Annotated in this window: 20 protein-coding genes; 6 read left to right on the plus strand and 14 right to left on the minus strand. The window is 52.2% G+C overall.

The window, feature by feature from the left end; all coding sequences use genetic code 11:
- Positions 1-9: 9 nt before the first annotated feature.
- The 4 genes from SE18_RS12630 to SE18_RS12645 all read right to left on the minus strand — a co-directional run bounded on the left by SE18_RS12630 (position 10) and on the right by SE18_RS12645 (position 3,626).
- Entirely contained in the window at positions 10-972 is a 963-nt protein-coding gene (locus SE18_RS12630; protein WP_054534820.1) for a GDP-mannose 4,6-dehydratase, read from the minus strand.
- Complete coding sequence (locus SE18_RS12635; RefSeq protein ID WP_054534821.1) at positions 972-1,943, minus strand: type I phosphomannose isomerase catalytic subunit; 972 nt, start codon at positions 1,941-1,943, stop codon at positions 972-974. The genes SE18_RS12630 and SE18_RS12635 overlap by 1 nt, the downstream gene beginning before the upstream one ends.
- A 76-nt stretch (positions 1,944-2,019) precedes the next feature.
- Complete coding sequence (locus SE18_RS12640; protein WP_054534822.1) at positions 2,020-3,105, minus strand: hypothetical protein; 1,086 nt, start codon at positions 3,103-3,105, stop codon at positions 2,020-2,022.
- Between the two features lie 17 nt (positions 3,106-3,122).
- The gene (locus SE18_RS12645; RefSeq protein ID WP_054534823.1) at positions 3,123-3,626 is read right to left on the minus strand and encodes a cyclic nucleotide-binding domain-containing protein; all 504 of its coding nucleotides are present in this window, start codon (positions 3,624-3,626) and stop codon (positions 3,123-3,125) included.
- 276 nt (positions 3,627-3,902) lie between these two features.
- On the opposite strand from SE18_RS12645, the gene SE18_RS27175 reads away from it, so the two are divergent.
- Positions 3,903-4,127 carry a hypothetical protein gene (locus tag SE18_RS27175; RefSeq protein ID WP_124033429.1) on the plus strand — a complete coding sequence of 75 codons (225 nt, stop codon included), beginning with the start codon at positions 3,903-3,905 and terminating at the stop codon, positions 4,125-4,127.
- Here SE18_RS27175 and SE18_RS12650 read toward each other — a convergent pair.
- Together SE18_RS12650 and SE18_RS12655 are read right to left on the minus strand one after the other, a co-directional pair.
- Positions 4,102-5,142, minus strand: a complete 1,041-nt coding sequence (locus SE18_RS12650) for an ABC transporter ATP-binding protein (RefSeq protein ID WP_054534824.1) — start codon at positions 5,140-5,142, stop codon at positions 4,102-4,104. The genes SE18_RS27175 and SE18_RS12650 overlap by 26 nt on opposite strands.
- Positions 5,143-5,149: 7 nt before the next feature.
- Complete coding sequence (locus SE18_RS12655; RefSeq protein WP_054534825.1) at positions 5,150-6,382, minus strand: DUF11 domain-containing protein; 1,233 nt, start codon at positions 6,380-6,382, stop codon at positions 5,150-5,152.
- Between the two features lie 675 nt (positions 6,383-7,057).
- Between SE18_RS12655 and purL the strand changes: the two genes are divergently transcribed.
- From purL to purQ, 4 genes are all read left to right on the plus strand, one after another.
- Positions 7,058-9,937, plus strand: a complete 2,880-nt coding sequence (purL, locus tag SE18_RS12660) for a phosphoribosylformylglycinamidine synthase subunit PurL (protein WP_152976640.1) — start codon at positions 7,058-7,060, stop codon at positions 9,935-9,937.
- A 66-nt stretch (positions 9,938-10,003) separates the two neighbouring features.
- Positions 10,004-10,837: a DUF1444 family protein gene (locus SE18_RS12665; protein ID WP_054534826.1), complete on the plus strand. Its 834-nt coding sequence runs from the start codon at positions 10,004-10,006 to the stop codon at positions 10,835-10,837.
- A 15-nt stretch (positions 10,838-10,852) separates the two neighbouring features.
- A complete protein-coding gene (locus SE18_RS12670; protein ID WP_054534827.1) occupies positions 10,853-11,569 on the plus strand; it encodes a hypothetical protein in 717 nt (238 codons plus the stop codon).
- 330 nt (positions 11,570-11,899) lie between these two features.
- Positions 11,900-12,670, plus strand: a complete 771-nt coding sequence (gene purQ, locus SE18_RS12675; RefSeq protein WP_054534828.1) for a phosphoribosylformylglycinamidine synthase I — start codon at positions 11,900-11,902, stop codon at positions 12,668-12,670.
- A 56-nt stretch (positions 12,671-12,726) separates the two neighbouring features.
- On the opposite strand, the gene SE18_RS12680 is transcribed toward purQ, so the two are convergent.
- From SE18_RS12680 to SE18_RS12705, 6 genes are all read right to left on the minus strand, one after another.
- On the minus strand, positions 12,727-14,304 hold the full coding sequence (locus SE18_RS12680) for an ankyrin repeat domain-containing protein (protein ID WP_054534829.1): 1,578 nt from the start codon (positions 14,302-14,304) through the stop codon (positions 12,727-12,729).
- Positions 14,305-14,459: 155 nt separating this feature from the next.
- The gene (locus SE18_RS12685) at positions 14,460-15,551 is read right to left on the minus strand and encodes a prenyltransferase/squalene oxidase repeat-containing protein (protein WP_054534830.1); all 1,092 of its coding nucleotides are present in this window, start codon (positions 15,549-15,551) and stop codon (positions 14,460-14,462) included.
- A gap of 195 nt (positions 15,552-15,746) precedes the next feature.
- A complete protein-coding gene (locus SE18_RS12690; RefSeq protein WP_054534871.1) occupies positions 15,747-17,183 on the minus strand; it encodes an aspartate kinase in 1,437 nt (478 codons plus the stop codon).
- 145 nt (positions 17,184-17,328) lie between these two features.
- Complete coding sequence (gene thrC, locus SE18_RS12695; RefSeq protein WP_054534831.1) at positions 17,329-18,402, minus strand: threonine synthase; 1,074 nt, start codon at positions 18,400-18,402, stop codon at positions 17,329-17,331.
- A 417-nt stretch (positions 18,403-18,819) separates the two neighbouring features.
- Entirely contained in the window at positions 18,820-19,182 is a 363-nt protein-coding gene (locus SE18_RS12700) for a DUF1294 domain-containing protein (RefSeq protein WP_054534832.1), read from the minus strand.
- Between the two features lie 104 nt (positions 19,183-19,286).
- Positions 19,287-20,576: a hypothetical protein gene (locus tag SE18_RS12705; protein ID WP_054534833.1), complete on the minus strand. Its 1,290-nt coding sequence runs from the start codon at positions 20,574-20,576 to the stop codon at positions 19,287-19,289.
- Positions 20,577-21,116: 540 nt separating this feature from the next.
- On the opposite strand from SE18_RS12705, the gene SE18_RS12710 reads away from it, so the two are divergent.
- Positions 21,117-23,291 (plus strand): hypothetical protein, encoded by a 2,175-nt coding sequence (locus SE18_RS12710; RefSeq protein WP_054534834.1) that lies wholly within the window; start codon positions 21,117-21,119, stop codon positions 23,289-23,291.
- 1 nt (position 23,292) lies between these two features.
- Here the strand turns inward: SE18_RS12710 and SE18_RS12715 are convergent, their stop codons facing one another.
- Positions 23,293-23,811 carry a GTP-binding protein gene (locus SE18_RS12715; protein ID WP_054534835.1) on the minus strand — a complete coding sequence of 173 codons (519 nt, stop codon included), beginning with the start codon at positions 23,809-23,811 and terminating at the stop codon, positions 23,293-23,295.
- Positions 23,812-23,828: 17 nt separating this feature from the next.
- Positions 23,829-25,211: a glycogen synthase gene (locus SE18_RS12720; protein WP_054534836.1), complete on the minus strand. Its 1,383-nt coding sequence runs from the start codon at positions 25,209-25,211 to the stop codon at positions 23,829-23,831.
- Positions 25,212-25,273: the final 62 nt, after the last annotated feature.

Below are 25,273 nucleotides of genomic sequence, written 5' to 3' on the forward strand. Positions count from 1 at the left end.
GAGCTTACACTACAAAATCCCGTAGCGAGCGCGCCAAAAATCGAGCACTTCTTGGACGATTTGCTCCATGCCAATGTGTGGCTCCCAGCCAGTCGCATCGCGCAACTTGCGATTATCGCCCTGCAAAATTGGCTCATCGACAGGCCGCAAACGGCTTGGATCGAGCCTGACTTCGATTGGCACGCGGCCAAAACGCCGCACCAACTCAACAATATCGCCAATCCGCGTTGCCACGCCAGAACAAAGATTATAGACCTCGCCAGCTGGGGCTTTTTCGAGCAGCAACCACAAGGCCCGCGCCACATCGCTGAAATGGCTAAAATCGCGCTGCGGCTCCAAATTGCCAACATGCATCACTGGCTCGCTCTGGCCCGCTTCGATTGCCGCCATTTGCTGGCAAAAAGTCTGAATCGAACAGCGATCGCCTTGGCGTGGCCCAACGTGATTGAATGAGCGGGTGACAATCACATGCAAGCCATACGATTGATGATATTGCAAGCCCAACATTTCGGCGGCGGCTTTGCTCACGCCATACGGGCTGCCTGGGCGCAATGGGTGGCTCTCTTTAATTGGCACATCAGCAGGATTAACGATGCCATATTGGGCGCTGGTGCAGGCAATGTGCAAACGAGCTTGGGGTGCGTTGGTGCGCAAGGCCTCTAAAATGTTCAACGTGCCTTCGGTGTTGGCCCGCAAGGTGGTGACTGGCGCATCCCACGAGGCGCTGGGGTAGCTTTGCGCCGCAAGGTGAAACACCCGATCTGGCTGAACGCGGCGGATCAGGGTTGCCATCGAAAAACTATCTTCAATATCACCTTCGTGCAAGGTTACGTTGCCCTGCAAATGCTCAATCGGGCGTGGATCAGAGCGCCAACGCTTGAGCGCATGAATTTCAAGATCGGGCAAGGTTAATAAATAATCTGCCAGAAAACTACCAACTGGCCCAGTAATGCCAGTAATTAAAACACGCATCAGAGTTCCTCAGTAGGTACGTAACAGCGCAGCAAGGTCACTGAGTTGGCAACTTCGTAGGTGTATGCGCCCAAGCTTGCTGGCAAAACCAAGGTTGTGCCCAGCGTTAGCTCCCAAACCCCGTGGAATGAGCGCAAGGTGGCCGAGCCATCGATCACGGTGATAATTTCAAAGCTGGTTGGCAGGGTCGCCGAATCGGCCCGCCCATGCAATTGCCAACGCTCCATGGCAAAGTAGCGACATTTAACCAACAGGGTGCGGCGCGAATCAAGCTGGGTTGGCGGGGTTTCAGCAGGCTCAGCGGCGCGATAATCGAGCACATCAAGCGCCCGTTCGATGTGCATTTCCCGTGGTCGGCCATAATCGTAAATCCGATAGGTCAGATCGGAGGTTTGCTGAATTTCAAACAGCATCACGCCAGCATTAATTGCGTGGATCGTACCAGCAGGCACAAAAATCGTGGTTCCGGCGTGGGCTGGCACCGAGCGCAACAGTTCGGGCAAGCGCTCAGCTTCGATCAATTGGTTGCATTCTTCGCGGCTGGTTGCGCGCTTAAAGCCATGAATCAACTGAGCGTTGACTTCGGTTTGCAGCAAATACCAGGCTTCGGTTTTGCCGTTGAAGCCAGTCGCGGCCTCGACCGTATGGGCATACTCATCGTCGGGATGCACTTGCACCGACAGATGATCGGCGGCATCGATAAATTTGGCTAGCAGTGGAAACTGGCTGCCTGAGCGCTCAAATGAGACGCTACCAAGCAACAATGCGCCGTATTGCTCGGCCACAGCGGCCAAGGTTTGGCCTTGTAGTGGGCCATCAGCGATGCGATTTTCTGCATAGACCAACCAAATTTCGCCGAGTGGGCTTGGGGCAGCGGGCAAATTCAGCCATTGAGCCAAGCGATTGCCGCCCCAAACACGGCTATCGTAGCGGGCTTCAAGTTGGAGAGGTGGTAAAGTTTTGGCTTCCATAATTTAATACTTCTTCGCGATCGCAACGACGCTGAGGATCACCCCAGCGCCGCTCCTGAGATCAATCGTGATAATGCTAGCGATGAATAAAACTTGTCCAAGTGCGATATTCGCGGCCTTCAAACGTCGCAACAACTTCAACCGGAATCGTGCCAATTGGCAGATCGCGCACATGGAACACAAAACTGGCAGTGCCATCAAGCCCGGTTGTATGGCCAGTGCCTGGAATCCGTTCGTTGCCAATATAGCGGTAGATATTGACAAACGCTGGGTGCGCAGCCTCGCCATTGACAATCAGGCGCACACAAACAACTTCATCTTCTGGCGGGCTAACTTCAGGCAAGGTTGCCCAGGCTTGAATGCCTTCAACAGGCGCTGGCACATTGATATGACAAGGCCGATCTGGGAATGGCACATTGATAGGTATTGGCAAGACTGCTGTTGGAATGGCGGTTGGTTGAATTGGCTCTGGCGTCGGTGGGATTGGCACAACTGGCGTCGCGGTTGGCCGTGGTTGTTGCTCGCGATTGCGATATTCGACCCCCACCAAACCCAAAACAATCAAGTTGCTTTGGTGCAATTCCATGCGCCCGCGCTCAAACCATTGAAACGAAATAGGATTACCCGCCGAATCGCGCCCAATCAAAAGCGGACTAATTGGCAAGCCATAAATTTCGAGGCTGGTTGCGCCTGGCGTTGTGCCAACAGTTTCCCATTTGGTGCGAAACGGCTCACACACATTGAAGCCAGTGCGCTCAAAATAGCGGCAACCAGCCCGTGCAGTTTCGCGCTCGTGGCGCACAAGATACAGCTCTGCGCCTAAGCGACCAAGCTCGACTTCAAATTGGCGCGAGTGCTCAGGATGATATTCAAAGCGGGCACGCTCAAAATATTGCGCTGTAAAAATGCCATTACTGGTTGTTTCGCGAATTTCAGCAGTAATTGGATAGCCGAATTGACTTAGACCGCCGTTGGTCTCCCAATAGCGCCGAAATGCCCCATTGATACAAAAGCCTGTTGTCGAAAAACAGAGCGGTTGTTCAACTGCAGGCGGATTATCATCTTCGGGATTTTGGGCGGCAACTGGTTGCCAGCGCCAACTTGCCACACTGATACAGATGATCATCAAGCCTAGCCCAAAGGCGAGCCGCCAACGGTGCATACGTCAATCCCCCTCAACTATGGTTGGCTTGTTTGGACACTTAATGTTGTCAGGCGGGCGCGTAAGGCCAGCATTGCAGCTAAATTGCGCATCAAACGATAGCCAAAAATTGGATCGTGCTCACAATAATTCAGAATCTCAGTCTGTGAGATGCAAATCACCCGCACGCCTGCATCGCCTGCTTGGAGACGGGCCGAACGCACCCCGCCATCGACCAGCGCCAATTCGCCGGCAATTTCATCGGCAAACAAGGTTGCCAATTTGCGCTCTGGCCCTTCCGACCCAATCGTTTTTGGGTCGAGCCAAACTTCCAAATGGCCCCGAATCACCACATACAGATCGTTTTCGCTGGCTTGTTGCGCCGAAAGCACAACCGCAGGGTCGAATTGCTGAATCTGGGCGTGATGAGCCAAAAAATCAAGATCAGCGGGGCGCATTTGTTCAAATAACGGAACATCGGCCAAGCGCTGGGCGATTTCGGCTGGGGTTGGTTGCTCAGCTGAATCTGGGAGAAGTGCCATATGGCCTCCAAACTAGGTTCATGCCTGTATTCTAGCGGTTCTTGCAGCGATCAGCAACATTGCGCCAATTTTGGCGTACAATGCTGATAGACCATTGTTCATCCCCCCATATTGGCACCAAAATATGTTAATATCCCCATACTGCCGATTTTGGTGGGACTCTCGAACTATATCATGCGGCGCGATTATGGCATAGTCTGTGCTTTATAGCTAGCCATACACACAATTGGATTTAAAGAGACACAGTACAAACAACTAAAAATAGGAGGTCACAGGGTGCACTGTCCTCATTGTAACGCACCCTGTCGCTACATAGGTGAGCAACGGGGCGCAGAAAAATATAGTCGTGGCCGGAAGATGTTGTTGTGGACGTGTGTTGCCTGTGGTTCAACATTAAGCCAATTAGTCGATAAAGACACGCCGATTCCGGCGGTTGGCACGCTTTCCTCACAGCAACAAACCAAAACAACCGTCGTTAGTGGTCGCTCTGCACGAGACTAAGTTGCTGGGCATCAAATGTTAGGTCGAGAGTTTGGCCTTGGCTCAATTGATAGCTGCTTGGTACATCAAGCTGGAGCAATCCATGCTGATAGCGCCAATCGATTCGTTGATAACTGCCACGGAAACTCCGCTCAACAACTTGGCCTTGAACACTTGCGCTTGCTGGTGTGGCGATTTGGGCTGCTTCAGGCCGAATCAACAAATAAGCGGCATTGGTTTGCGAGCTTTGAATTTGGAATGGGCCTAAGTTGGTTTCCACCACTTGCAATTCAGGTCCGAGGCTGGTTTGCTGCTCAATTGGCAACAAATTGGTTAGGCTCAGAAAACGAGCAACAAAGGCGGTTTTGGGCTGCTGATAGATCGCTTGGGGTGTAGCAAGTTGGACAATCTGGCCTGCATTCATCACTGCCAAGCGATCAGCAACCACAAAGGCCTCGTTCTGATCATGAGTCACATAGATCGCCGTAACCTCTGCTGCCTTGATAATCTGGCGCAATTCCTCGGTTAAGCGTTCGCGCAAGGTTCGATCCAACGATCCCAATGGTTCATCGAGCATCAATAATTGTGGGCGGGGCGCTAACGATCGGGCCAAGGCTACACGCTGGCGTTCGCCACCAGATAATTCCAACACTGAACGCCGTTGATAACCCACCAAGCCCACTAGTTCCAACATTTCGGCTACCCGTTGTTGACGCTGGGCTTTGGCCATGCCTTCCATGCGCAAGCCAAATTCAATATTCTCGCCAACATTGCGATGTGGAAAGAGCGCCCAATCTTGAAACATGAGGCCAAAATTGCGCCGATGGATTGGAATGGGGTTGAGTGGCTGGCCATGCAACAACAACTGGCCTTGATCAGCAAATTCAAGGCCAGCAATAATCCGTAAGAGGGTTGATTTACCACAACCGCTGGGGCCAAGCAAGGCTAGAATTTCACCCCGATTGAGCGTTAGTTCAACATCACGTAAGACAAGTGTTTGTTCAAATTGCTTACGAATGCCTTGCATATGCAACATAGTTTATTTATCCACGACTGCGTTGAGTAAGGCCAATACCGAGCAGCAGTATAGCAAGAATCGCCGCACCAAGCCACCACGTGTTTTGCGAATTTGGGCCAGTGCTGGTATCTGGCAAGACTGCGGGAATAACCGTTGGCGTGGCGGTACTGCCGTTGCCTTGTTCTGGGGTAAGCGTAGCAATCGCCTCAATCGTAGCAGTGCTGCTAATTACAATCGTGGGAGTCGTAATCACCACTTCGGTAGCACTTACCACGCTAGTCGCAGTTGCTTGATTAATTGCAGTGGCTGCTGGGGTCGGGCGCGGCGTGCGGGTTGGGGTTGCGGTAGCAGGCCCAGCAATAATTCGAATTGGCACATCGTCGGCAGCAGGCGCAAGATTGTTGCCAAAGCTATCGCCAGCACCAACTACCCGCGCGCTGTTGGTGGTTTGTTCAATGCCTTTCAGCGCAGTAAAGACTGTCGTGATTGAGATAAATTCGTTGGGTGGCAGGCGAACTGGGCGCGGCGGTGTCAGCAGATTAGCCCAGGTTAATTTGCCTGGCTCAAGCGTATCGGGCATTGGCTCCGAGGCGATAAATTGCAGCGCAGTTGGATCAAACGTATCTTCCAATGGCAAGCTCACCACATCAACGAGGCCAGCATTTTGCACGCGAATCGTGAAGGTGATGCGTTGGCCAGCTTGCGGCAACACGCCTGCATCGAGGGTTTTTTCGAGCGGTGTTTGGCCGCCAACCGCTTCATTATCGTGCTCGGCCTCGCCATCGCCCACCAAATTGCCTAATGAATCGTAGGCATCGTGGGTTGCAGCGTGGTTAACCACCCGTGGCGAGGGGTGTTCAGCAGTAAAGCGCACCAAAATCACTACTTGCTCACCTGGCGCCAGCGGCCCTGTGGTTGCCAAAATATTATCCCAATTGATCACACCAGTGCTGGGGCTGTGGCTATCTTCTGCTGGCGTAGCGTTGATATAGGCCAAAACCGAGCGATCGTAGGTATCGACGACTGGCAAGGTGATGACAGTAGTATGCCAGTTATTGGTAATGGTGATTGCAAAGGTCAGGGTTTCGCCAACCATCACCACATTGCTCGATTTGAGCAAAGTTTTTTCAACTCGCAAGCCATTGCTTTGGGCAGCCGCGGGGCGTACCGAACCTCCAAAAAACAAAACTCCGACTACCAACAGAAAAAGTGCGGTCGTGATGGCCAACAATAATCCAAGTATGCGCGAACGAAGCATACGTTTGCTCCTTGGCGAGAATTAAAAAGTGGTTAAATACTACCATAGAACGTATCTGGTGATGTTGGGGTGAGGAGATTGATCCACGAAGCGCACGAAGGACGGAAACCGCGAAGGACGCGAAGATCGCGAAGTTAAGTTTTTTCGCCACGAATTGCACGAATGATGATTGTTGTAGCCACAGATTAGCACAGATTATTGTTCCGATAGCCAATAGACTATAGCTTCCTATAGCCCTAATTTTTCTGCGCCGCTGCGTTAAAAGCTTGATCTACGAACCGCACGAAGCTATATTTTTTAGCCACAGATTGCACAGATTCCACAAATGATTATGTTCACCACCCTTCCGTCCCGCCTCAAGGCGGGAGACGCAGGGGGTTTTCAGCCCCCTGCACCCCCAAATATTTACTTTTTGGATTATCTGTGTTTGTGCCAATGAGACAATATTTGCTCTACTCCGCTGCGTTAAAACCTAAGCCATGATTTTTGAGCCACAGATTGCACAGAATATTCAGATTATTGTTCCTATAGCCCACAGCCTATAGCCTGATCCCTCATCCATAATCTATATGTTCTCTGTTCTATGCTCTATGTTCTGACTACCCTTTTTGACATTCATCCGTGAGACGGGTAGAATCGCGATAGCCTACGAGTTCACTCGAACAGGAGTCAATTGTGTCCGCATATTTGGTCACTGTTTGCCCACGCGAGGCCGACAACCACGAACGGCTGTACCTTCTCGCTGGCGATCTTTCCTCAGAAGATGTCCAACGCCTGACCCTCGAATTATTGCATGATCCCGTTGCTCATACTGCTACTTGGCAAGCGCTCGACGCTGAGCTTGCTGCGCCCAACGCTGGAGCATTGGTGGAGATTGCCTTTCGTCCAGGCGTGACCGATAACGAAGCTGAGACGATTTTAGTTGGCGCGCGCCATATTGGGATTACTGGCTTGAAACAGGCCAAAACCCTGCGCCGCGTCTATGTGTCCGCTGGCCAAGACGAAGCTGTTTTGCGTCAATACGCTGGTGAACATCTTTTAAATGATTTGATTGAAACTGCTTATATAACGCTTGAAGCTCGTAGCGCTGAACGCTTGCAGTTTTATCAACACTTATTGCAACTTCCTGCGCCACACACGCCCACGGTCACTCGCGTGGCTTTGCGTGGCGTCAGCGATAGCGAACTCGAACGGATTAGCCGTGAAGGTATTTTGGCCTTGAGTTTGGCCGAAATGCAGGCAGTTCGCGATTATTTTGAAGATTTGGGCCGCGACCCAACTGATGGCGAGCTTGAAACCCTAGCCCAAACATGGTCGGAGCATTGCCGCCACAAAACCTTCCGCGCCACAATTAGCTATCAACAAACTGGCTCTGATGGTGCGATTGACCCAGCTTTACACCCAGCCTTGGCCGAACTCAACGCTACCAACGGCGCGACGATCAATGGCCTGCTTAACCATTATTTGCGCAGCGCCACCGATGCAGTCAGCAATGAGGCCTTGCTCTCGGCGTTTGTCGATAATGCAGGCATCGTTGCCTTCGACGAGAATTATGAAATTTCCTTCAAGGTCGAAACCCACAATCACCCTTCAGCGCTTGAGCCGTTTGGCGGCGCAAATACTGGGGTTGGTGGGGTTGTGCGCGACGTGTTGGGGGTTTCTGCTAAGCCTATCGCCGTGACCGATGTGCTTTGTTTTGGCTACCCCGACTTGCCAGAAAGCGAGCTTTCGCAAGGCGTGCTGCACCCACGGCGGATTCGCGAAGGCGTGGTGGCTGGGGTGCGCGATTATGGCAACAAACTTGGCATTCCCAATGTCAACGGGGCAGTTTGGTATGATCATGGCTACACCGCCAACCCGTTAGTCTTCTGTGGCACGCTGGGCATTGCGCCCCGTGGCAGCCACCCACGCGGCGTTCAGCCTGGCGATGCAATTGTCGTAATCGGCGGACGCACAGGCCGTGATGGCATTCACGGCGCAACCTTCTCGTCGGTGGAATTGACCCACGATACTGCCGAAACTGTTGGTGCTGCGGTACAAATTGGCGATCCCGTCACCGAAAAAACCGTAATCGATGTGTTGTTGCAAGCCCGCGATTTGGGCTTGTACAGCGCAATTACCGATTGTGGCGCTGGCGGGCTTTCCTCGGCAGTTGGTGAAATGGGCGAAGAAACGGGCGCAGTTGTTGAATTGCGCGATGTGCCGCTTAAATATGCTGGCCTGCAACCTTGGGAAATTTGGATCTCCGAGGCTCAAGAGCGCATGGTCGTCTCCGTGCCGCCGCAGAATGTCCAAACCCTGCTTGATCTTTGCCGTGGCGAAGATGTTGAGGCCACCGTTATCGGCCACTTTACTGCCGATGGCGTGTTGACCGTTAAACACAACCAATTAACCGTGGTCGAGCTTGATATGGCGTTCTTGCATAGCGGTGGGGTGCAGTTTAAGCTGAATGCTGATTGGCAGCCAGCAGCAGCGCCAGCAGCAACGCCAGCCACTATCGATCACAATGCCTTGCTCAAGGCAACCTTGGGCCAGCCAATTGTGGCCAGCAACGAAAACATTGTGCGTACCTACGACCATGAAGTGCAAGCAGCGACGGTGCTCAAGCCTTTGGTTGGCGTAGATGAAGATGGCCCAGGCGATGCTGGGGTGTTGCAACCATTGGTCGATTCACGCCGTGGCGTGGTGCTTGGCTGTGGCCTGAATCCGTTGTATGGCAAAATCGATCCCTATTGGATGGCCTTGGCGGCGGTTGACGAAGCCTTGCGCAACATCGTAGCTGCTGGCGGCGACCCAGAACAAACTTGGATTTTGGATAACTTCTGCTGGGGCGACCCTAAATTGCCTGACCGTTTGGCGGGCTTGGTGCGCGCTTCTGCTGGTTGTCACGATGCAGCCTTGGCTTATCGCACGCCCTTCATTTCGGGCAAAGATTCGCTGAACAACGAATATCGCGATGCAGAAGGCAAGCGGGTGGCGATTCCACCAACCTTGCTCATTTCGGCCATGGCCTTAGTACCCGATGTGTTGCAAACAATCTCGATGGATGCCAAAGCCGCTGGCAATGCGATTTATGTGGTTGGCTTGACCCACGATGAACGCGGCGGCGCGGTCAGTGGCTTGGTTGGCGGGATTGATAATGGCGCTGTGCCCAAAGTCAATTTGGCCACCGCCCCAAGCGTGCATAAAGCTGTGCATGCGGCAATTCGCGCCAACAGCGTGCGCGCCTGCCACGATTTGAGCGAAGGCGGTTTGGCGGTTGCAGCTGCCGAAATGGCATTTGCTGGCGGGTTTGGCTTGAACTTAGAATTAAGTGCCATGCCAACATCAACAGGCTTAAGTGCTGAGGCCTTGTTGTGGAGCGAATCGGCGACCCGTTTCTTGGTTGAAGTTGCCCCCGAGCAAGCAGCCACGTTTGAAGCGCAACTCGGCAGCATTGCCTATGCCAAAATCGGCCAAGTGCTGGCTGAACCACGCTTGATCATCAACGATTTGGCTGGTCAGCCGATTATTGACAGCGATTTGGCAGCACTCAAGGCTGCATGGCAAGCGTAATGATCCAAAGGCTTAGCGTTTTGGGCGTTAGGCCTTTGGCTTTTAACCTACAATAAGGACAAGGCTATGGAAGAACGGCCACTTTTAGATCAAGAAGAATTTGGCGATGTTGTCGAGGAACGCCTAGAGCAACTTGGCGGCATCGAAGAACTAAGCCGCGAAGGCATGGAAATTCGCTTTCGCTGGCATGGACGGGCGGTCGTTTCAGAACTAGAACATTTTTACAATGCCTATCGCCGCTCGCCAGCCCAACTCGAATCAATTTTGCAATCGCTTGAAGCAGCGGTGCGTTCGTTCGCGCCCGATCGTGGCCAAGAACTGTGGGATGAACTCGAAGATCGGATTTACCCAATGATCAAGCCAGCCACGATGTTGCTAGAAGTTGCCGAGCGCAATTTGCCCCAACTGGTCTATCGCCCGTTTCTGGCCGATTTGATTATTTGCTATGTGATCGACGAGCCAGAGAGTGTGGCCTACATCAACGAAGAACATCTCAAAACCTGGGGTGTGCTCGAAACCACCATCTACACCAAAGCAGTCGATAACTTGCGAACCAAAACCCTCAAGCCTGGCATGGCTCAAGTGGTGGGCGAGGGCAATCAGATGCTGTTTATCTATTCGACCAGCGATGGTTACGATGCTTCGCGGATTTTACTGACCGATGTTTTGAACGAATGGGCCGCTTTGCTGCCTGGTAATTTGGTGCTAGGAATTCCCAACCGCGATTTTTTGATTGGCTTTAGCGATGCCAACCCCGAAATTTTGCAGCGAATTGCCATGCAAATTGCCCAAGATGCCTACAAACTCGATTATGGCCTGAGCGATCAGCTTTGGACGGTCAAACAAGGCCAAATTTTAATTTACGAGTACGATTGGTCATCAAGCGAACGTAAAAATTAGTGCGAGGTTTGGTGCATGGCAACAATCTTCATTGGAATTACGGTCATTTGTTATGCCGTCGCGATGTTATTGTGGCTGCGCTTTCGCTCATACCGCTATTTGCTGGTGTTGATTGCAGGCCATTGCACCATTGTAGCTGAGCCGATTTTACAACGTTTCTATAGTTTGACTTACCCTGCTGAGGTGGCGGCACTCAGCGTTTTTGGCAATCCTGTGCCAATTTATAGTGTGCTTGCCGCCAGTTGGATTGGCGCATTGCCAGTGTTGTTGATGTATTTTGGCCAGCAGCAACAGTGGTGGACGCGCCATTATCTGACAGGGTTGGTGGCCTATATTGCGCTGGTGCTCTATCACATCATCGTGCAGGGTTTGGCGGCACGCACTGGCTTGTGGCGATATAGCCAAAGTGTCGGGGCATGGGGCATTAATTTCTATCTGTTGATGGCGATTTTTGCTGGGCTAAGCTCATTATTGTTGTTCTATGCTATGGTTGCCACGCGCTATTATGCTGCCGAAATCGCCGTGCCAACCTTATTGGCAGCCACAGTGCTCTCGCCGTTGGTTTGCTTTGGCGTGCTCGGCGCGCCATTTTGGCTACCACGGCTGATTGGCAGCAGCAGCAATTTTACCAAGCCAGCCTTGGTAGTGATTGCAGGCTTGGTGCTGTGGGTGGTGCATTTGGCCAGCGCTGGCATCCATGCTTCACGCCAACACCATGTGATTGAACGCTAGCAGAACATAGAACATAGATTAGATGTAATGGTTCATTAGGGTATCAATCGTGGCATTCCCGCACCCCAGCCGCTTCTATCGATCGGTTTTCACTGCGCACCACGCATCCGCAGGTTGATCAACACATGCGGTTTGGTCGCGGATTGTCCTTGAGGGGATGAAAGCCCCCTGCGTCTCCCGCCTTGAGGCGGGACGGAAGGGTGGTGCGCAATCCATAGATGAACAACGAACCCTTGGATGGTATGGAAAGCGTATTGTTAATGCTACGAACCATTACACTTAGAGCATTAACATTTGAATAATCGACCTTCACGATAAGGAACTCTGATTATGACAAAGGTATTGGTGCTGCGCGCACCGGGGATTAACTGCGATGCCGAGGCCGCCGAAGCCCTCGAATTAGCGGGAGCGACAGCCGAGCGGGTTCACGTTAATCGCTTGGCCGAGGGCAGTGTTCAATTAGCCGATTATGGTATGTTGCTGATTCCTGGCGGCTTTGCCTATGGCGATCATCTGGGCGCTGGGCGCATGCTGGCGGTCGATTTGATCTATCGCTTGCGCGAGGATTTGAGCCGCTTTGTGGCTGATGGTCGGCCAGTGCTGGGCATTTGCAACGGCTTTCAGGTGTTGGTCAAAACTGGCCTCTTGCCAAGCGATAACGTTGGTCAAGCAACCTTGATCGACAATGCTAGCGGCAATTATGAATGTCGCTGGATCAAGCTCGGCCTCAACAGTGCCAGCCCGTGTATCTTTACCCAAGGCCTGAGTGGCACGCTCGATTTGCCAGTTGGCCACGGCGAAGGCCGCTTCCTAACCGATCAAGCTACATTTGAAAAACTCCAAGCCAACAACCAAATTGTGGTGCAATACCTTGATCAAGCAGGCCAGCCAACCATGGAATATCCAGCCAATCCCAATGGCGCATTGCATGGGATTGCGGGCATTTGCAACCCTGCGGGCAATGTGTTTGGCTTGATGCCACACCCAGACCGCGCCTTCTTGCCCCAACATCATCCGCAATGGCGCCGCCGTGGCCTCGATAAAGAAGGCCCAGGTATGGCGATTTTCCGCAATGGAGTGCGGGCAATGGCTTTAGTTTAACTTACGATGGCGCAATAGCAAACATCTATTGCGCCATATTTCGCTTCAATTAAATTTTAGAGCGTAGCCACTTGGTTGCGCGGCGAGCCACCCCAATTATCTAATGCATCAATATCCGCCCCGCTGGCAACCAGCATGCGCGCCGCCGCCGCTTGCTCGTGCCACAGCGCCAAGGTCAGTGGCGTGCCACCATCAGAGCCACGCGGCTCCAAGCCAGCTCCCTGCTCAATCAGATATTCGAGCGCCACCAATTGCCCAGCTTTACTAGCCCAATGCAAGGCCGTATAGCCCCACTGATCGCGCTGATGCAATGCACGGCGCTCAGCTTCGACTAAGGCTTTAACTCGCGCAAGATCGCCCATGCCTGCAGCTAGCCAAAGGTCGGGCTTAACTCCATGCGCCAGCAAAAGCTCAACAACTGCCGAATGATCGCGCTCAACTGCTAGCCGCAATGGCGTGCGACCATAGCGATTGGGTGTATTGCCAGCTTCAGGATTCTGCTTCAGCAAAGATTCTAAAAGATCGACGCGCCCAAGCATGGCAGCACTCAATGCATCAGGCGTTGCCCCATGATTCAACAAAAGCTCGGCAGTTGAATTGTGACCATAGGCAATTGCGAGTTGCAGCGCCATCTGATTACGGTTGGTTTGAGCCTCAACATCTGCTCCATGGGCCAATAAGATTGCTACAGCAGCTTCATTGCCATTCCATGCTGCCAAATGCAAGCCAGTATGCCCGCCCTGATCGCGAATGTGGACTTGCCCTGCATCGCGAGCCAGCAGATCTTCCAAGGCTTGTTGGTCGCCAAGCAAACTAGCAGCCACGATCGGCGCTGCATAGCTATGGCCCAACAAGCGGGCTGCTAGCTCAGGCGTTGCTTGGGGTTTACGAGTTCCAGCGGCGTGGGCCGCCAAATATAGCGGCAGGCGACCATGAGCATCCACACTATTTGGATCGGCGCGCTGTTCTAGCAGCAGCTCAGCCATAACCAAATTGCCGCGATCAGCGGCGACATGCAAGGGTGTAGCCGCTGGCGGATGGGTCTGATTGCCACTGGTACGGGCGTTAACTAAGGTCGGGTCGTTTTTGAGCAACGTAGCGGCCTGTTCATGCAAATCAAGAATAATGGCTGAGAAAATATCGACCGTTGCTCCCTGCGCAATCAGAAAATTGGCCAAATCGCGATGATTGCCCCATTGATGACCAGGGCGGCGAATGCAACTAGCAGCCAAGTGGAGCGGAGTCTGATTCGCAGCATCAACAGCGTTGATCTCAGCGCCATGTTCAAGTAAGGTGCTAATAATGTCGGGGCGCGTGACCCAGCGCACCATCGCATGCAGAGGAGTCGCGCCATAGAGATCGCGGGCATTTGGGTCAGCTCCCAACTCAAGTAACTGCTTGACCAAACGCAGCTCGCCATTCCAAGCAGCAAGGTGCAGTGGCGTTTGGCCAAGCCGCGCATTCGCATATTGCTCAGGATGGGCAGGCATAACAGCCTCAACAGTTACTGGCTTAGTGGGCTTGAAACTGGTGGTTGCTAGCGCTGGCTGGGCCGCCAGAATTACGCTAACATTTGAGCTTTGACCTGAACCAAGGGCCTCGAAAAGCTGCGCTTCGATCGTCAAATTATCCATTGAAACTCCTTTTCTGCTCGATCCACCAATTTTGGGGAGTTCAACTATACGCGATCAATATACGCACGTCAAAGCCTAGTTTTGCCATGCTTGGCCCTTGGTTAAGCTTAAAAAACGGCCTTGATCAATCAGCTCGATCAAGGCCGTTTGGCAATTTACGCCAATTTGCGCAGGCGCAGGCCAACTAAGACACAGGTGGCAAGCCCACCAAGAATAATCGGCAAAGCAAGGTCTGAGTCTGAGCCAGCATCTGGCAGCATAATCGGCAGCCCAGGCTGAGGAATGGGCGTAGCCGTTGCACCGTCGCTTGGAACCAAGGTTGGAGTAAGCGTAATTCCAACCTGCGCAAGCTCAATCAATGGATAGGTCGTATGCAGCAAGGCAGGGATAGCCGAGCAGGTTGAAATCGTATCTGGCTGTGGAGTCGCTGAATCATGGACAAAGCCACCATCTCCCATCTGCAAGCGACTCAAGGCTTTGAATGGATTCGAGTTTGCATCGGCCCATGGTGCTTCATTGGGGTTGCCGCCGGTCGCCAAAATCGCTTGGATGGCCAAGGCGGTTGAAACAGCATCTTTAAACGCCGCTGGGGGAAAGTTGCGATTCTGCATAAACCCACGATCACTATCTTGTTGGGTTTGTAAGTAGGCCAAACCACGGGTAATCGCAGCGGATTGCTGTTGATCAGCGGCAACTAAGGCTTGAATCAGCAAGGAGGTGGTTTGGGTATTTGTAGCCCATGCCCCGTCGGCAGCCTGCTTATCGAAGATCGTTTGAATTGCTTGGGGTTCGATCTGCTCACCAGCTGCGTTCAACGCCAAGATTGCTAAGCCATGGGCGGTTAAATTTTCGCCATACATTCCCGTAGTTGGATCGTAGTGATTAACGATCGCAGCCACTAAATCAACGCCCGCAACAGAGCGCGGATTATGGCCGGTGAGTAATTGGGCCATCACAAATGCGGCAGCTTTATCAGGATCGTTTGCATAGTTGGCAGCATTTTGCTCAATAAATTGCTGGGTTGCTGGCGCAAGTTGATAGCCTGCGGCCTTCAAGGCATACACCGAGCATGCCGTTGGATCAACGGGATAGAAATAATACGAACTAAAACTACCGTCTGCCTGCTGTTGGCGCTGGAGCCAATCTGCACCGCGATTGTTATTTCGCGTTTGCGCAGCAATTGGGACCGCTACCAAGAAACCGATTAAGGCCAACAGCCAACGATAACGAACCATAGTTTGAAGCATGCCAATACCTCCTAGAACACACAGCTCAGCCAAGAAGCAGGGCCAGATTCTCAATTCTTGGGCTGATTGCTTTATTATGGAAAACAAATGCCTAGCTAGGTATAGGACTAAGGTCATGGTTTTTTAAGTATTAAACCAAAAAGACCCTTGATGCTTGATTGGCACCAAGGGTCTGATTTCGATGCGGTGTTGTACCTACTCGCAGGGAGCGCGATGTTGCGCATTGATCGTTTCGCGGTAGGTCAGGGCATGAATTGCCCGCACCCCAGCTTTGGCGCTATCGCCAGAAACCACCAAGCTAATCGCACATTCTGATGAGCCTTGGGCAATCGCAATCACATTAATTTCTGCATCGCCGATTGCGCTAAATACCCGTTTGGCCACCCCAGTTGTGCCGCGCATGCCAGCGCCAACCGCAGTGATGATTGAAACGCCTTCTTCAAGCGCAATTGTGTCGATGTCGCGGCGCTCTAATTCGACCGCCAGCTCTTGATTGAGCGATTCAACAACTCGTTTTGCGCCGCCATCGGGAATCACAAAACAGATGCTCTGCTCGGAAGAAGCCTGCGAAATCATCAAAATGCTAGCATCTTCACGAGCCACAGCGCCAAATGTACGGGCTGCGATGCCAGGCACACCCAACATCCCGCGCCCTGCAACCGTAATCATGGTCAGGTTGTGAATTGCCGTGACTGCTTTGATGGCGCCAACAATTGGCGCAGTCTTGCCGACGATCACCGTACCAGCATGGCTAGGATTGAAGGTATTTTTGACCCGCAAGGGAATGCCGCGCTCAACCACAGGCCGAATTGTTTTGGGATGCAGCACTTTTGCGCCATAGTAGGCCAGTTCACTAATTTCGTTGTAGGAAAGCGTGCTAATCACATGGGCATCTGGGGCAATTCGTGGGTCGGCGGTCATCACGCCATCAACATCGGTATAAATCCACACTTCACTGGCTTCGAGGGCTGCGCCCAAAATTGCCGCGCTCCAATCGGAGCCGCCACGCCCAAGCGTGGTTTTGACCCCAGCCAAGGTCGCGCCAATAAATCCGGTCACAACTGGGGTGATGCTTTGTTCCAAAATCGGGCCAAGAGTTGCGGTGGTGCGCTCGGTGGTTTCGGCCATCAACGGCGAAGCATCTTGATAACGATCATCGGTAACGATCAAATCGCTTGCATCAAAATGCTGAGCTGGCACACCTTGGCTACGCAAGGTTGCGGCCACGATACGGGCGCTCATCCGCTCGCCCAAACCAGCAATTGCATCGAGGGTACGCGGCGTTAATTCGCCCAAAACCCGCACACCTTCGCACAAACGGGCGCATTCAGCAAGCAAGCCATCAATTTCAGCTTGGATGGCAGCTTGTTCTGCATCAAGTAATTCGCCAATAACCGTATGATGACGTTGGCGCAATTCCTCATGCAAAGTAGCGACCGCCACAGCATCGCCCGTCGTTTGGGCAACCCGTACAATATTCAACAATTTATCGGTGACACCGCTGAGGGCCGACACCACCACAACAACATGATCCCATGTAGTGCGATTAGTGGTAGTGATTGCAGTTAAGCCACGAATAGCTTCGGCTGAACCGACCGACGTACCACCAAATTTCGTCACTAACAAACGCATAACATGCTCCAAATGAAAAATTGAATCCACCGTGCAGGCGAGCAACAACTCAACAACTTTTTGCCCCCAGCAATTCAGTTGCTGCTCAAACGCCAGCATGTGGCTAAATCAATAGCGTCAAAACCAACTCGCTCTCACCGCGCCATTACAAATTTAAGGCTGCCACCACGGCACTCAATTCAGCAGGAATCGCCTGCGGAACCGAGAACTGTTCGACGGCCAATTGTGGATCTTTCAAGCCGTGGCCAGTAATTACCGCCACAAACCGCCCATTGGGATCGATGCTGCCACTCGCCAAGAGCTTGCGAATGCCTGCAACCCCCGCAGCCGAAGCTGGCTCGCAGAAAACACCTTCGAGCGCTGAAAGGTCGCGCCATGCAGCCAGAATTTCTTCATCGCTGACATGATCGATCGTGCCTTCCGATTCATCGCGAGCATTGACGGCCAAATGCCACGAAGCTGGATTACCAATCCGAATCGCGGTTGCCACTGTTTCGGGATAGGCAATTGGCTCACCACGCACGATTGCTGCTGAACCAGTGGCTTCGAAGCCCAAGATTTTGGGCAAGCTTTCGGAGCGATGCGCTTCGTAATAGCGTTTGAAGCCCATCCAATAGGCCGAAATATTGCCTGCATTCCCAACTGGCAAGGCCAAATAATCGGGAGCATCGCCGAGCACATCGCAAATTTCATAGGCGGCAGTTGCTTGGCCTTCCAAGCGATAGGGGTTGACCGAGTTAACCAAGGTAATTGGATGTTGTTCGGCCAAAACGCGCACCATATCGAGAGCTTGGTCGAAATTACCTTCGATGACCAGCAATTTGGCGCCGTACATCAAGGCTTGAGCCAATTTACCCAAGGCGATTTTGCCTGCTGGCACGACGACCACGCATTCCATGCCCATGCGGGCGGCATAGGCAGCGGCGGCAGCACTGGTATTGCCAGTTGAGGCACAAACAACAGCTTTGCTGCCAGCTTCTAAAGCCTTGGCAATTGCCATCACCATGCCGCGATCCTTGAATGAACCAGTTGGATTCATGGATTCGAGTTTGAGCCACAATTCGCGCACACCCAAATGGGCTGCCAAACGAGGCACGTTGATCAACGGAGTGTTGCCTTCGTGCAAGGTAACAATCGGAGTTTGAGCGGTGATCGGCAAAAATTGACGGTAGCGTTCGAGTAACGGCACCGCCGAAGCATGGGTGGTTAGCTGACTCATAGCTGGTGTATCCTACAAAAAAAGCCCCTTCCCAATGCGGAAAAGGGCATCATCGCCGATAGCGCTGATTATAGCATATTTAGATTATTGTTGAGTTAGTTACTGAAGATTGACCACTTTTTTAACCACGAAGAGCACGAAGGATAGGAACCGCGAAGGCCGCCAAGATCGCGAAGGCTTTTTTAGCCACGAATTCCACGAACAATGTTTCGCTAGCCAAAAGCCCATAGCCTTCGTTCCTCTGCACCTCTGCGTTAAAAGTTTGATGCAGAAAGGCCGTTTTTAGCCACGAATTCCACCAATTTCACGAATAAACTTCCGCTAACCCATAGCCAATAGCCATGCTTGCTCTGCGCCTCTGCGTTGATCGTATTTCCCAATAGCCTATAGCCTACAGCCCATTTTTGTGCTTATCCATCAACGTAGGATCAGATTGCGCACCAACCCGACTGCCAATAAACCAACAACTTGGCAGCCAACAATCAGCCAAAAGCCTTGCAAAAAGCTGGTTTTTTGTGATTTATGCCGAAAAAACCAGATGCCAATCACCGCCCCCAAGGTTCCGCCAAAGGCAACAAACCACAACAATGTGCGCTCGGCAATGCGGCGACTGCGGCCTTGCGATTTTTGCTTATCAAGAATAAAGGCAATTAGGGTGATAAATGAAATAACGATTAGCCCAATTAAGCCATAACTATAGCCCAAATTAAATGCAGCACCCACACCAAAGGCCACCAAAAAATGACCTAAACCTGCTGGAATTCGCCCACGTTGCGCCATTGTTCAACCTCAATCACAAACGATGCAGGCTATTATAACGAAAAAAGGTGGTGCTTCGGGAAATATCTGAAGCACCACCTTTGAAACAGTTAGTCGATTGTGAATTAGTTACAGTGGCCTGGGCCAATCAAACCGTTGTTGTAGCGATCTAATTGGGTAGCGTAGCTGTTGCCAGTGCTGGCGGCTGCGCCACTTGGCTTGCTGCCCAATGGATATTGTTGCAACCAAGCATCGGCGGCGGCAATCGTTGCATTGATCGTGCTGCCATTGGCACCTTGAGCGGTATTCAACTTAGCAGCAATCAATTGATGGATCAAGATATAGGTTGTGTCGCCACGTGGTGACGTGTTGAAGATGGCCATCAATTGGCTTTGGTTGTAGGTTACGCCACCAACAACCAAGGTCGTTACTGGCCAAGCACTTGGGTGGTTCTTCCAATAGCCTTGGGTATAGCTACAATCCTTGCCAGCAGGTGTGCTGGTTGCGCTTGGAACTGGTGTTTTGGTCGCCGTTGGAACTGGTGTTTTAGTTGCGGTTGGCGCTGGCGTGTTGGTCGCCGTTGGCGCTGGCGTATTGGTTGCGGTTGGCGCTGGCGTATTGGTTGCGGTTGGCGCTGGCGTATTGGTTGCGGTTGGCGCTGGCGTGTTGGTCGCGGTTGGCGCTGGCGTATTAGTTGGCGTTGGATATGCCGTTGGCTCAAGTGTTGGCTCAAGTGTTGGCTCAACCGTTGGAACCGTAGTTGGTTCTGGAGTTGGCTCAAGCGTTGGTTCAAGCGTTGGTTCTGGAGTTGGCTCAAGCGTTGGAACCGTGGTTGGCTCGACCGTTGGAATTACACCACAATAGTTGGTGCCACCAGTGTGGCGAGCAGTGATCAAGCGATCGCCATAGCGCTGGCCATCGAGTGAGTGCAAGACTCCGCCATAAAACAAATCGATTTGGGCGGCACATGCAGGTACACCAACACTCAAGGCCAAAATTGAGTTTGGCCCAACTTGGCCAGTAGCCCACGAATAAATCACTTGATGATCAATCACTTCATCCATTTTTTCATATGAAGCCATGCCCACATTGTAGGAACATGTGGTTGATTTATTCTGAATTTTGCCAACTGAATTGCTTGAGAACCAGCCCGAAAGATCAACTTTTGGGTTACAGACTGGCACAGCAGTTGGGGCGGTGGTTGCGGTTGGGGCAACCGTTGGCGCTACTGTTGGCTCGGCAGTTGGCTCTGCTGTAGGTTCGGCGGTTGGCTCAAGCGTTGGCTCGGTTACTGTCTCAACGCTGGCGGTTTCGGCTTTGCTCACGTTAGCAAACGTGGCGCTTGGCCCACCGACAGCCAAAATTGTTGCAAGTAGTACAACCCGTGTTGTCCATCGTCGCAGTGTCGGGGTCATAGGAACTCCTTACAATAAAAAAATAGTTAAAAAAATAATAAATTACTTAAAACAATCCAGATAACATACGCTACTAGCTAGTATAATGTCATCGATTTGTAATATCTAGTTCAACATGAGCGTGATCTTTTTGTAATAAGGGGACTATGTTTAAGCAGTACTAGTGCTATTTTTATTCGTAAGGTTCTTCGTAAGGTTCAATTAATTAAAAAACTATTCTATTGATAGAATAGTCATGAAATTAACTATTTAAAACAATTATTTCTGTTTTTATGTACAAAATAGTTAATTTATCCACATATAAGTACTAAATCATGATCCTATTTATCGATTAAACCCATTAATTCAATTGGCATGCAACTGATTTAATCGCGCAACAGGTACTAATCAAAAAAACCGTTGTTACTCACCCCGTTGCTAGGAGTTTGAAACAACCGTTTGCGCTGAATCAGCTCCGTTAACTATGGAGGCGTTCGATTCCAAAACTTCTGGCGAATGCTCTATAATTGGCTGCTAGCTTAACTTGTTGATAGGTGGATTATGCTGCTTGGTTTGCGCTCGCGTTGGGGAAGTTTGTTGCCATTACTGCTGTTATGGCTAATTATTGGCTGGTGGGCCAATGCCCAGCCAACGCGCCAGGCAGATGTTTTGCAGCATAGCTCAACCAGCGTTGGCGGCTTGTATGGCCTTGAACAATCGAGCACGTTGCCAGGCGCAAGCGGCCCAACTAGCCGCAGCTATCGTTGGAGCAATGGTAATTTGCAGGTGCCACTTTGGCCGAATGGGTCGCATTCGCGAATGATGCAGCTTGAATATTTGGCCCCATTCAGCCCCACAATGCTGCAATTTGAGCAAACCCAAGCCTTGAGTTTGCCAATGCAACCTGAACTACGCCAACTCAGTATATTTGTGCCAGCAGAGGTCAAGCACGTTAACGCGATCAATCAGCCCAACGAGCAAAATGGACGGCCTTTGGGTTTATTATTGAGCAACCTCAATTGGCAAGAGCTTGGCGCAACTGGCTGGGCTAACTTGCGCACTGCCACACCATTTAATCCTAGTAATTTGCTGCTGCTGGGTGGTGTGGCACTTGTGCTGAGCCTTGGGCTGGCACGCCATTGGGTTGCCCTGTTTGGCACAGGTTTGAGCCTTGGGTTGGCAGTTCTCGCATGGTCGGGCAACTGGCTCAATCGGGCGGCAATCAACAGTTTAAGCCAATTGGTGTTGGTCGCAGCCCTCGCGGCAGGAGCATGGTATGGCTGGCAGCGCTGGCAACGCCCAATCAATTGGCGTTGGCTGCTGGTGGCAATTTGGCTGATTACGACCGTTTGTTTGTGGACGCCAACTGTTCAATATGATGGCGTGGGTTATTATGCCTATCTGCGCTCAGCGGGGATTGACCACGATTTTGATTTTAGTAATGAGTTCAGCCAAACTCCGCTAGAACTCAACACAGGCGTGAAAATCACCAAAACTGGCTATGCTGCCAACCCGTGGAGCGTTGGGCCAGCTATGGCTTTTGCGCCGCTGTGGTGGTTGGGCCATGGCAGTGCGCTGCTCGGCGGTTGGCCAAGCGATGGCTATAGCCAACCCTATTTGGCCCTCACCACTTGGGGCAGCGCCTTAGCAGGCTTGATCTTTATCTTGAGCTGCGAAGCACTCTTGCGCCGCCAATTTAGCCCCAAAATTGCCGCCTTGGCAACCATCAGTGTCTATCTTGCCAGCAATTTGCTCTACTACAGCTTATTTCAAGGAGCCTATGCCCATAGCCTTTCGGCAGCTTGCGTGAGCCTGATGGCGCTAGCGAGCGTGCGCTTGCGCGAACAACCAAGCCTTGGGCGTTGGGCGCAACTTGGCCTAACCATGGGCGCAACAATCGTCAGCTATTGGATTGGTGCGTTGGTGCTGATTTTGCCAGCGCTGATTATTTGGCCGTTGCTGGTTGGCAAACACCGCCGCGCATGGCCAGATTTACTCAAAGGCTTGTTGCTTGCAGCGCTTACTGGGCTGCTGATCGTGTTGCCGCAGTTGGCAATGTGGAAGCTGCTCTATGGCTCATGGCTGACGATTCCGCAGGGTGGAAATTTTGCCACGCCGCGTAGCAGCCAGCTTTGGCCGATGTTGGTTGGCTCGCTTTACGGCATGCTTTGGTGGACCCCAATCTATGTGCTTGGGTTGCTTGGGCTTGGATTAAGCGTGCGCCAGCGCCAAGCTTGGCCCTATCTGGCAGCAGTCATTATCTATCTGGTGTATATTTCGCGCTTGCCGGATTGGCATGGCAGCGGAGCCTTTGGCTTGCGCCGCTTGACCACAATCGCGCCATGTTTGGCGTGGGGCGTGGCTGCATTGTTGCAACGCTGGCGGCGCTGGCCGGGCGCAGCAATTGGCCTGCTTGCAAGTTTCGGATGCTGGAATCTAGCTCTGATGGCGCGGTATATCACCTATGCGATTCCGCGTGGCTATCCGGCAATTGCCGAGCTACCACTGAGTGCAATTTTGCTCTCCAACGAGCCATTAGAACTATCGCGGCTGGGCATGCTGCTTGGCAACGGCTGGTTTGGCAGTCAATTGAGTAATTTCCAAGCGCGCAGTGTATGGATCTTGCTAGGCCTGCTAGGCAGTTTAGCGGGAGTGTTGGCGCTTGGGAGTTGGTTGGGGCGGGCCAACTCGCCCAGCCTCAATCAAGAGCCTGAGCAAGTTGGCTTGGGAGATTGAGCTATTTATGGGCATCGCGCAGAAAGCGCCGCACCACTTCGCGCACCGAATTTTTATCTGTCGCCGTGCATAAGTAAATATGAATTTCGGGCGAAAGATTCAACTGTTGGCGCAGATCAGTTTGGCTGATCACAGTGTTTAAATCGCTTTTGTTGGCCACAACTGCGTATGGTACCTCGCCGTGGTCGCGGAATTGGGCCAAAATTGTTGCTGCCTCGTCGATCGTTGCAGGCTGTGAAAGATCGACGAGCACCAAAAAGCCGTCCATGTTTTTGGCCAAAATATCGCGCATAAAGTCGAAACGGGTTTGGCCGGGCGTACCAAATAATTGCAACGTATAATCGTCGAGCCTCACGCGGCCATAATCCATCGCAACAGTCGTATTAGCTTTAATCCGCTGCTCGTCGGGCGATGAGGTGGCTTTATCGGTATTAACAGCATTAATATCCGATAATGATCGAATAAAGGTGCTTTTGCCCGTGTTAAAGGCTCCGGTGATCACGAGCTTAAATGGTTCCACAGGAATGCTCCTTTCATTTAGCGCAAGCTCAGCGCCCAACGGTACACATCTTCATAACGCGTTGCGGCGGTATCCCAGCTAAAATCGTGGCTCATAGCGCGCCGCATAAAATAGCTCCAATCATTCGGGTAGCGATAGGCGGCCAAGGCGCGGCCTAAAGCATGCAGCATGGCCTCGACGTTGTAGTCGCTAAAGACCACCCCAACGCCTTCTGGTTGGCTCATATCGGGCACGGTATCGACCAAGCCGCCAGTTGCCCGCACCACCGGAATCGTGCCATAGCGCATGGAAATCATTTGGCTCAAGCCGCAAGGCTCAAAGGCCGAGGGCATGAGAAAAATATCGGCCCCAGCATACACCCGTTGTGCTAAGGGCGCATTAAATCCAATATAATTTGCGACCCGATCAGGCGCATAGCGGCTGGCATCGCGAAAGGCATCTTCGTAGGGGCCATAGCCCGAGCCAAGCACCATCAATTGAGCATCGGTGTCAGCAATAATTTGGCCCAAGCCTTGCACAATCAGATCAATCCCTTTTTGGCTATCGAGCCGCGAAACAACCGCCACCAATGGTACATCAGCGCGCTCTGGCAGGCCAACCTCACGTTGCAGCGCTGCCTTACACACCGCCTTGCCAGCCAAATCATCAAGGCTAAATGGCTGGGCAATATGCTGGTCGGTTGCTGGGTCAAAGTGCCGTGGATCGATCCCATTCAAAATCCCAATTAAGCGATCAGAACGCTCGCGGAGCATGTGGTCTAGCCCAAAGCCATATTCAGGCCGCTTAATTTCCTCGGCATAGGTTGGGCTGACGGTCGTAATCACATCGCTGGTATACAGCGCTTGCTCCATCAAATTGAGATCGCCAAAGGCATCGTAGACCCCAACCAAGGGCCAAGCGTCGTTGGCAAAGCGTCCTTGATGAGCCAAATTGTGAATTGTAAAGACCAAGGCAGGCCGCGCAGCGTTGCCCCAAGCAATCCGAATGGCGGCGGCGGCATGCCAATCGTGGGCATGAATCACATCGGGCCACCAATCCATTTGGCGGCAAGCTTCGAGCGCTGCGTGGCAAAAGAGGCCAAAACGCACATCATCATCGCCATGGCCATAAATCGTGGTGCGCGAGCCAAAGAAATATTGATTTTCAATAAACCAAGTATGCTCATCAGCAGTGGCCCAAAGTTGACATTCTTCCGTGCGCCAATCCAAACGAACTGGGAAATTATCGCGTAACTGCCCCAAATTCCAGCGCAAAGGGTCGATCGTACCATAGCGTGGGATCACGAGCCGAACATCAAGCCCCCGGCGACGAAGTGCCTCTGGCAATGCACCCGCCACATCGCCCAACCCCCCAACCTTGACAAATGGAACGCTTTCCGCTGCCAGAAACAAGACCTTCATGGTTGCCCCTTTGCGCTCGCAACAGGAAAGGGCATCCTGTGCTTGCCTGCATTATACTCGTT

The sequence above is a fragment of the Herpetosiphon geysericola genome, assembly GCF_001306135.1.
In the GTDB taxonomy this organism is placed as follows: domain Bacteria; phylum Chloroflexota; class Chloroflexia; order Chloroflexales; family Herpetosiphonaceae; genus Herpetosiphon; species Herpetosiphon geysericola.

Excerpts from the sequence above, each read along its gene's own strand:
- SE18_RS12685 (WP_054534830.1), bottom strand. The coding sequence starts at position 15,551 with ATGCTTCAAACTATGGTTCGTTATCGTTGGCTGTTGGCCTTAATCGGT.
- SE18_RS12655 (WP_054534825.1), bottom strand. The coding sequence starts at position 6,382 with ATGCTTCGTTCGCGCATACTTGGATTATTGTTGGCCATCACGACCGCA.
- SE18_RS12720 (WP_054534836.1), bottom strand. The coding sequence starts at position 25,211 with ATGAAGGTCTTGTTTCTGGCAGCGGAAAGCGTTCCATTTGTCAAGGTT.
- SE18_RS12710 (WP_054534834.1), top strand. The coding sequence starts at position 21,117 with ATGCTGCTTGGTTTGCGCTCGCGTTGGGGAAGTTTGTTGCCATTACTG.
- SE18_RS12680 (WP_054534829.1), bottom strand. The coding sequence starts at position 14,304 with ATGGATAATTTGACGATCGAAGCGCAGCTTTTCGAGGCCCTTGGTTCA.
- SE18_RS12650 (WP_054534824.1), bottom strand. The coding sequence starts at position 5,142 with ATGTTGCATATGCAAGGCATTCGTAAGCAATTTGAACAAACACTTGTC.
- SE18_RS12705 (WP_054534833.1), bottom strand. The coding sequence starts at position 20,576 with ATGACCCCGACACTGCGACGATGGACAACACGGGTTGTACTACTTGCA.
- SE18_RS12635 (WP_054534821.1), bottom strand. The coding sequence starts at position 1,943 with ATGGAAGCCAAAACTTTACCACCTCTCCAACTTGAAGCCCGCTACGAT.
- SE18_RS12690 (WP_054534871.1), bottom strand. The coding sequence starts at position 17,183 with ATGCGTTTGTTAGTGACGAAATTTGGTGGTACGTCGGTCGGTTCAGCC.
- SE18_RS12665 (WP_054534826.1), top strand. The coding sequence starts at position 10,004 with ATGGAAGAACGGCCACTTTTAGATCAAGAAGAATTTGGCGATGTTGTC.
- SE18_RS12700 (WP_054534832.1), bottom strand. The coding sequence starts at position 19,182 with ATGGCGCAACGTGGGCGAATTCCAGCAGGTTTAGGTCATTTTTTGGTG.
- SE18_RS12630 (WP_054534820.1), bottom strand. The coding sequence starts at position 972 with ATGCGTGTTTTAATTACTGGCATTACTGGGCCAGTTGGTAGTTTTCTG.
- purQ (WP_054534828.1), top strand. The coding sequence starts at position 11,900 with ATGACAAAGGTATTGGTGCTGCGCGCACCGGGGATTAACTGCGATGCC.
- SE18_RS12645 (WP_054534823.1), bottom strand. The coding sequence starts at position 3,626 with ATGGCACTTCTCCCAGATTCAGCTGAGCAACCAACCCCAGCCGAAATC.
- SE18_RS12640 (WP_054534822.1), bottom strand. The coding sequence starts at position 3,105 with ATGCACCGTTGGCGGCTCGCCTTTGGGCTAGGCTTGATGATCATCTGT.
- SE18_RS12670 (WP_054534827.1), top strand. The coding sequence starts at position 10,853 with ATGGCAACAATCTTCATTGGAATTACGGTCATTTGTTATGCCGTCGCG.
- thrC (WP_054534831.1), bottom strand. The coding sequence starts at position 18,402 with ATGAGTCAGCTAACCACCCATGCTTCGGCGGTGCCGTTACTCGAACGC.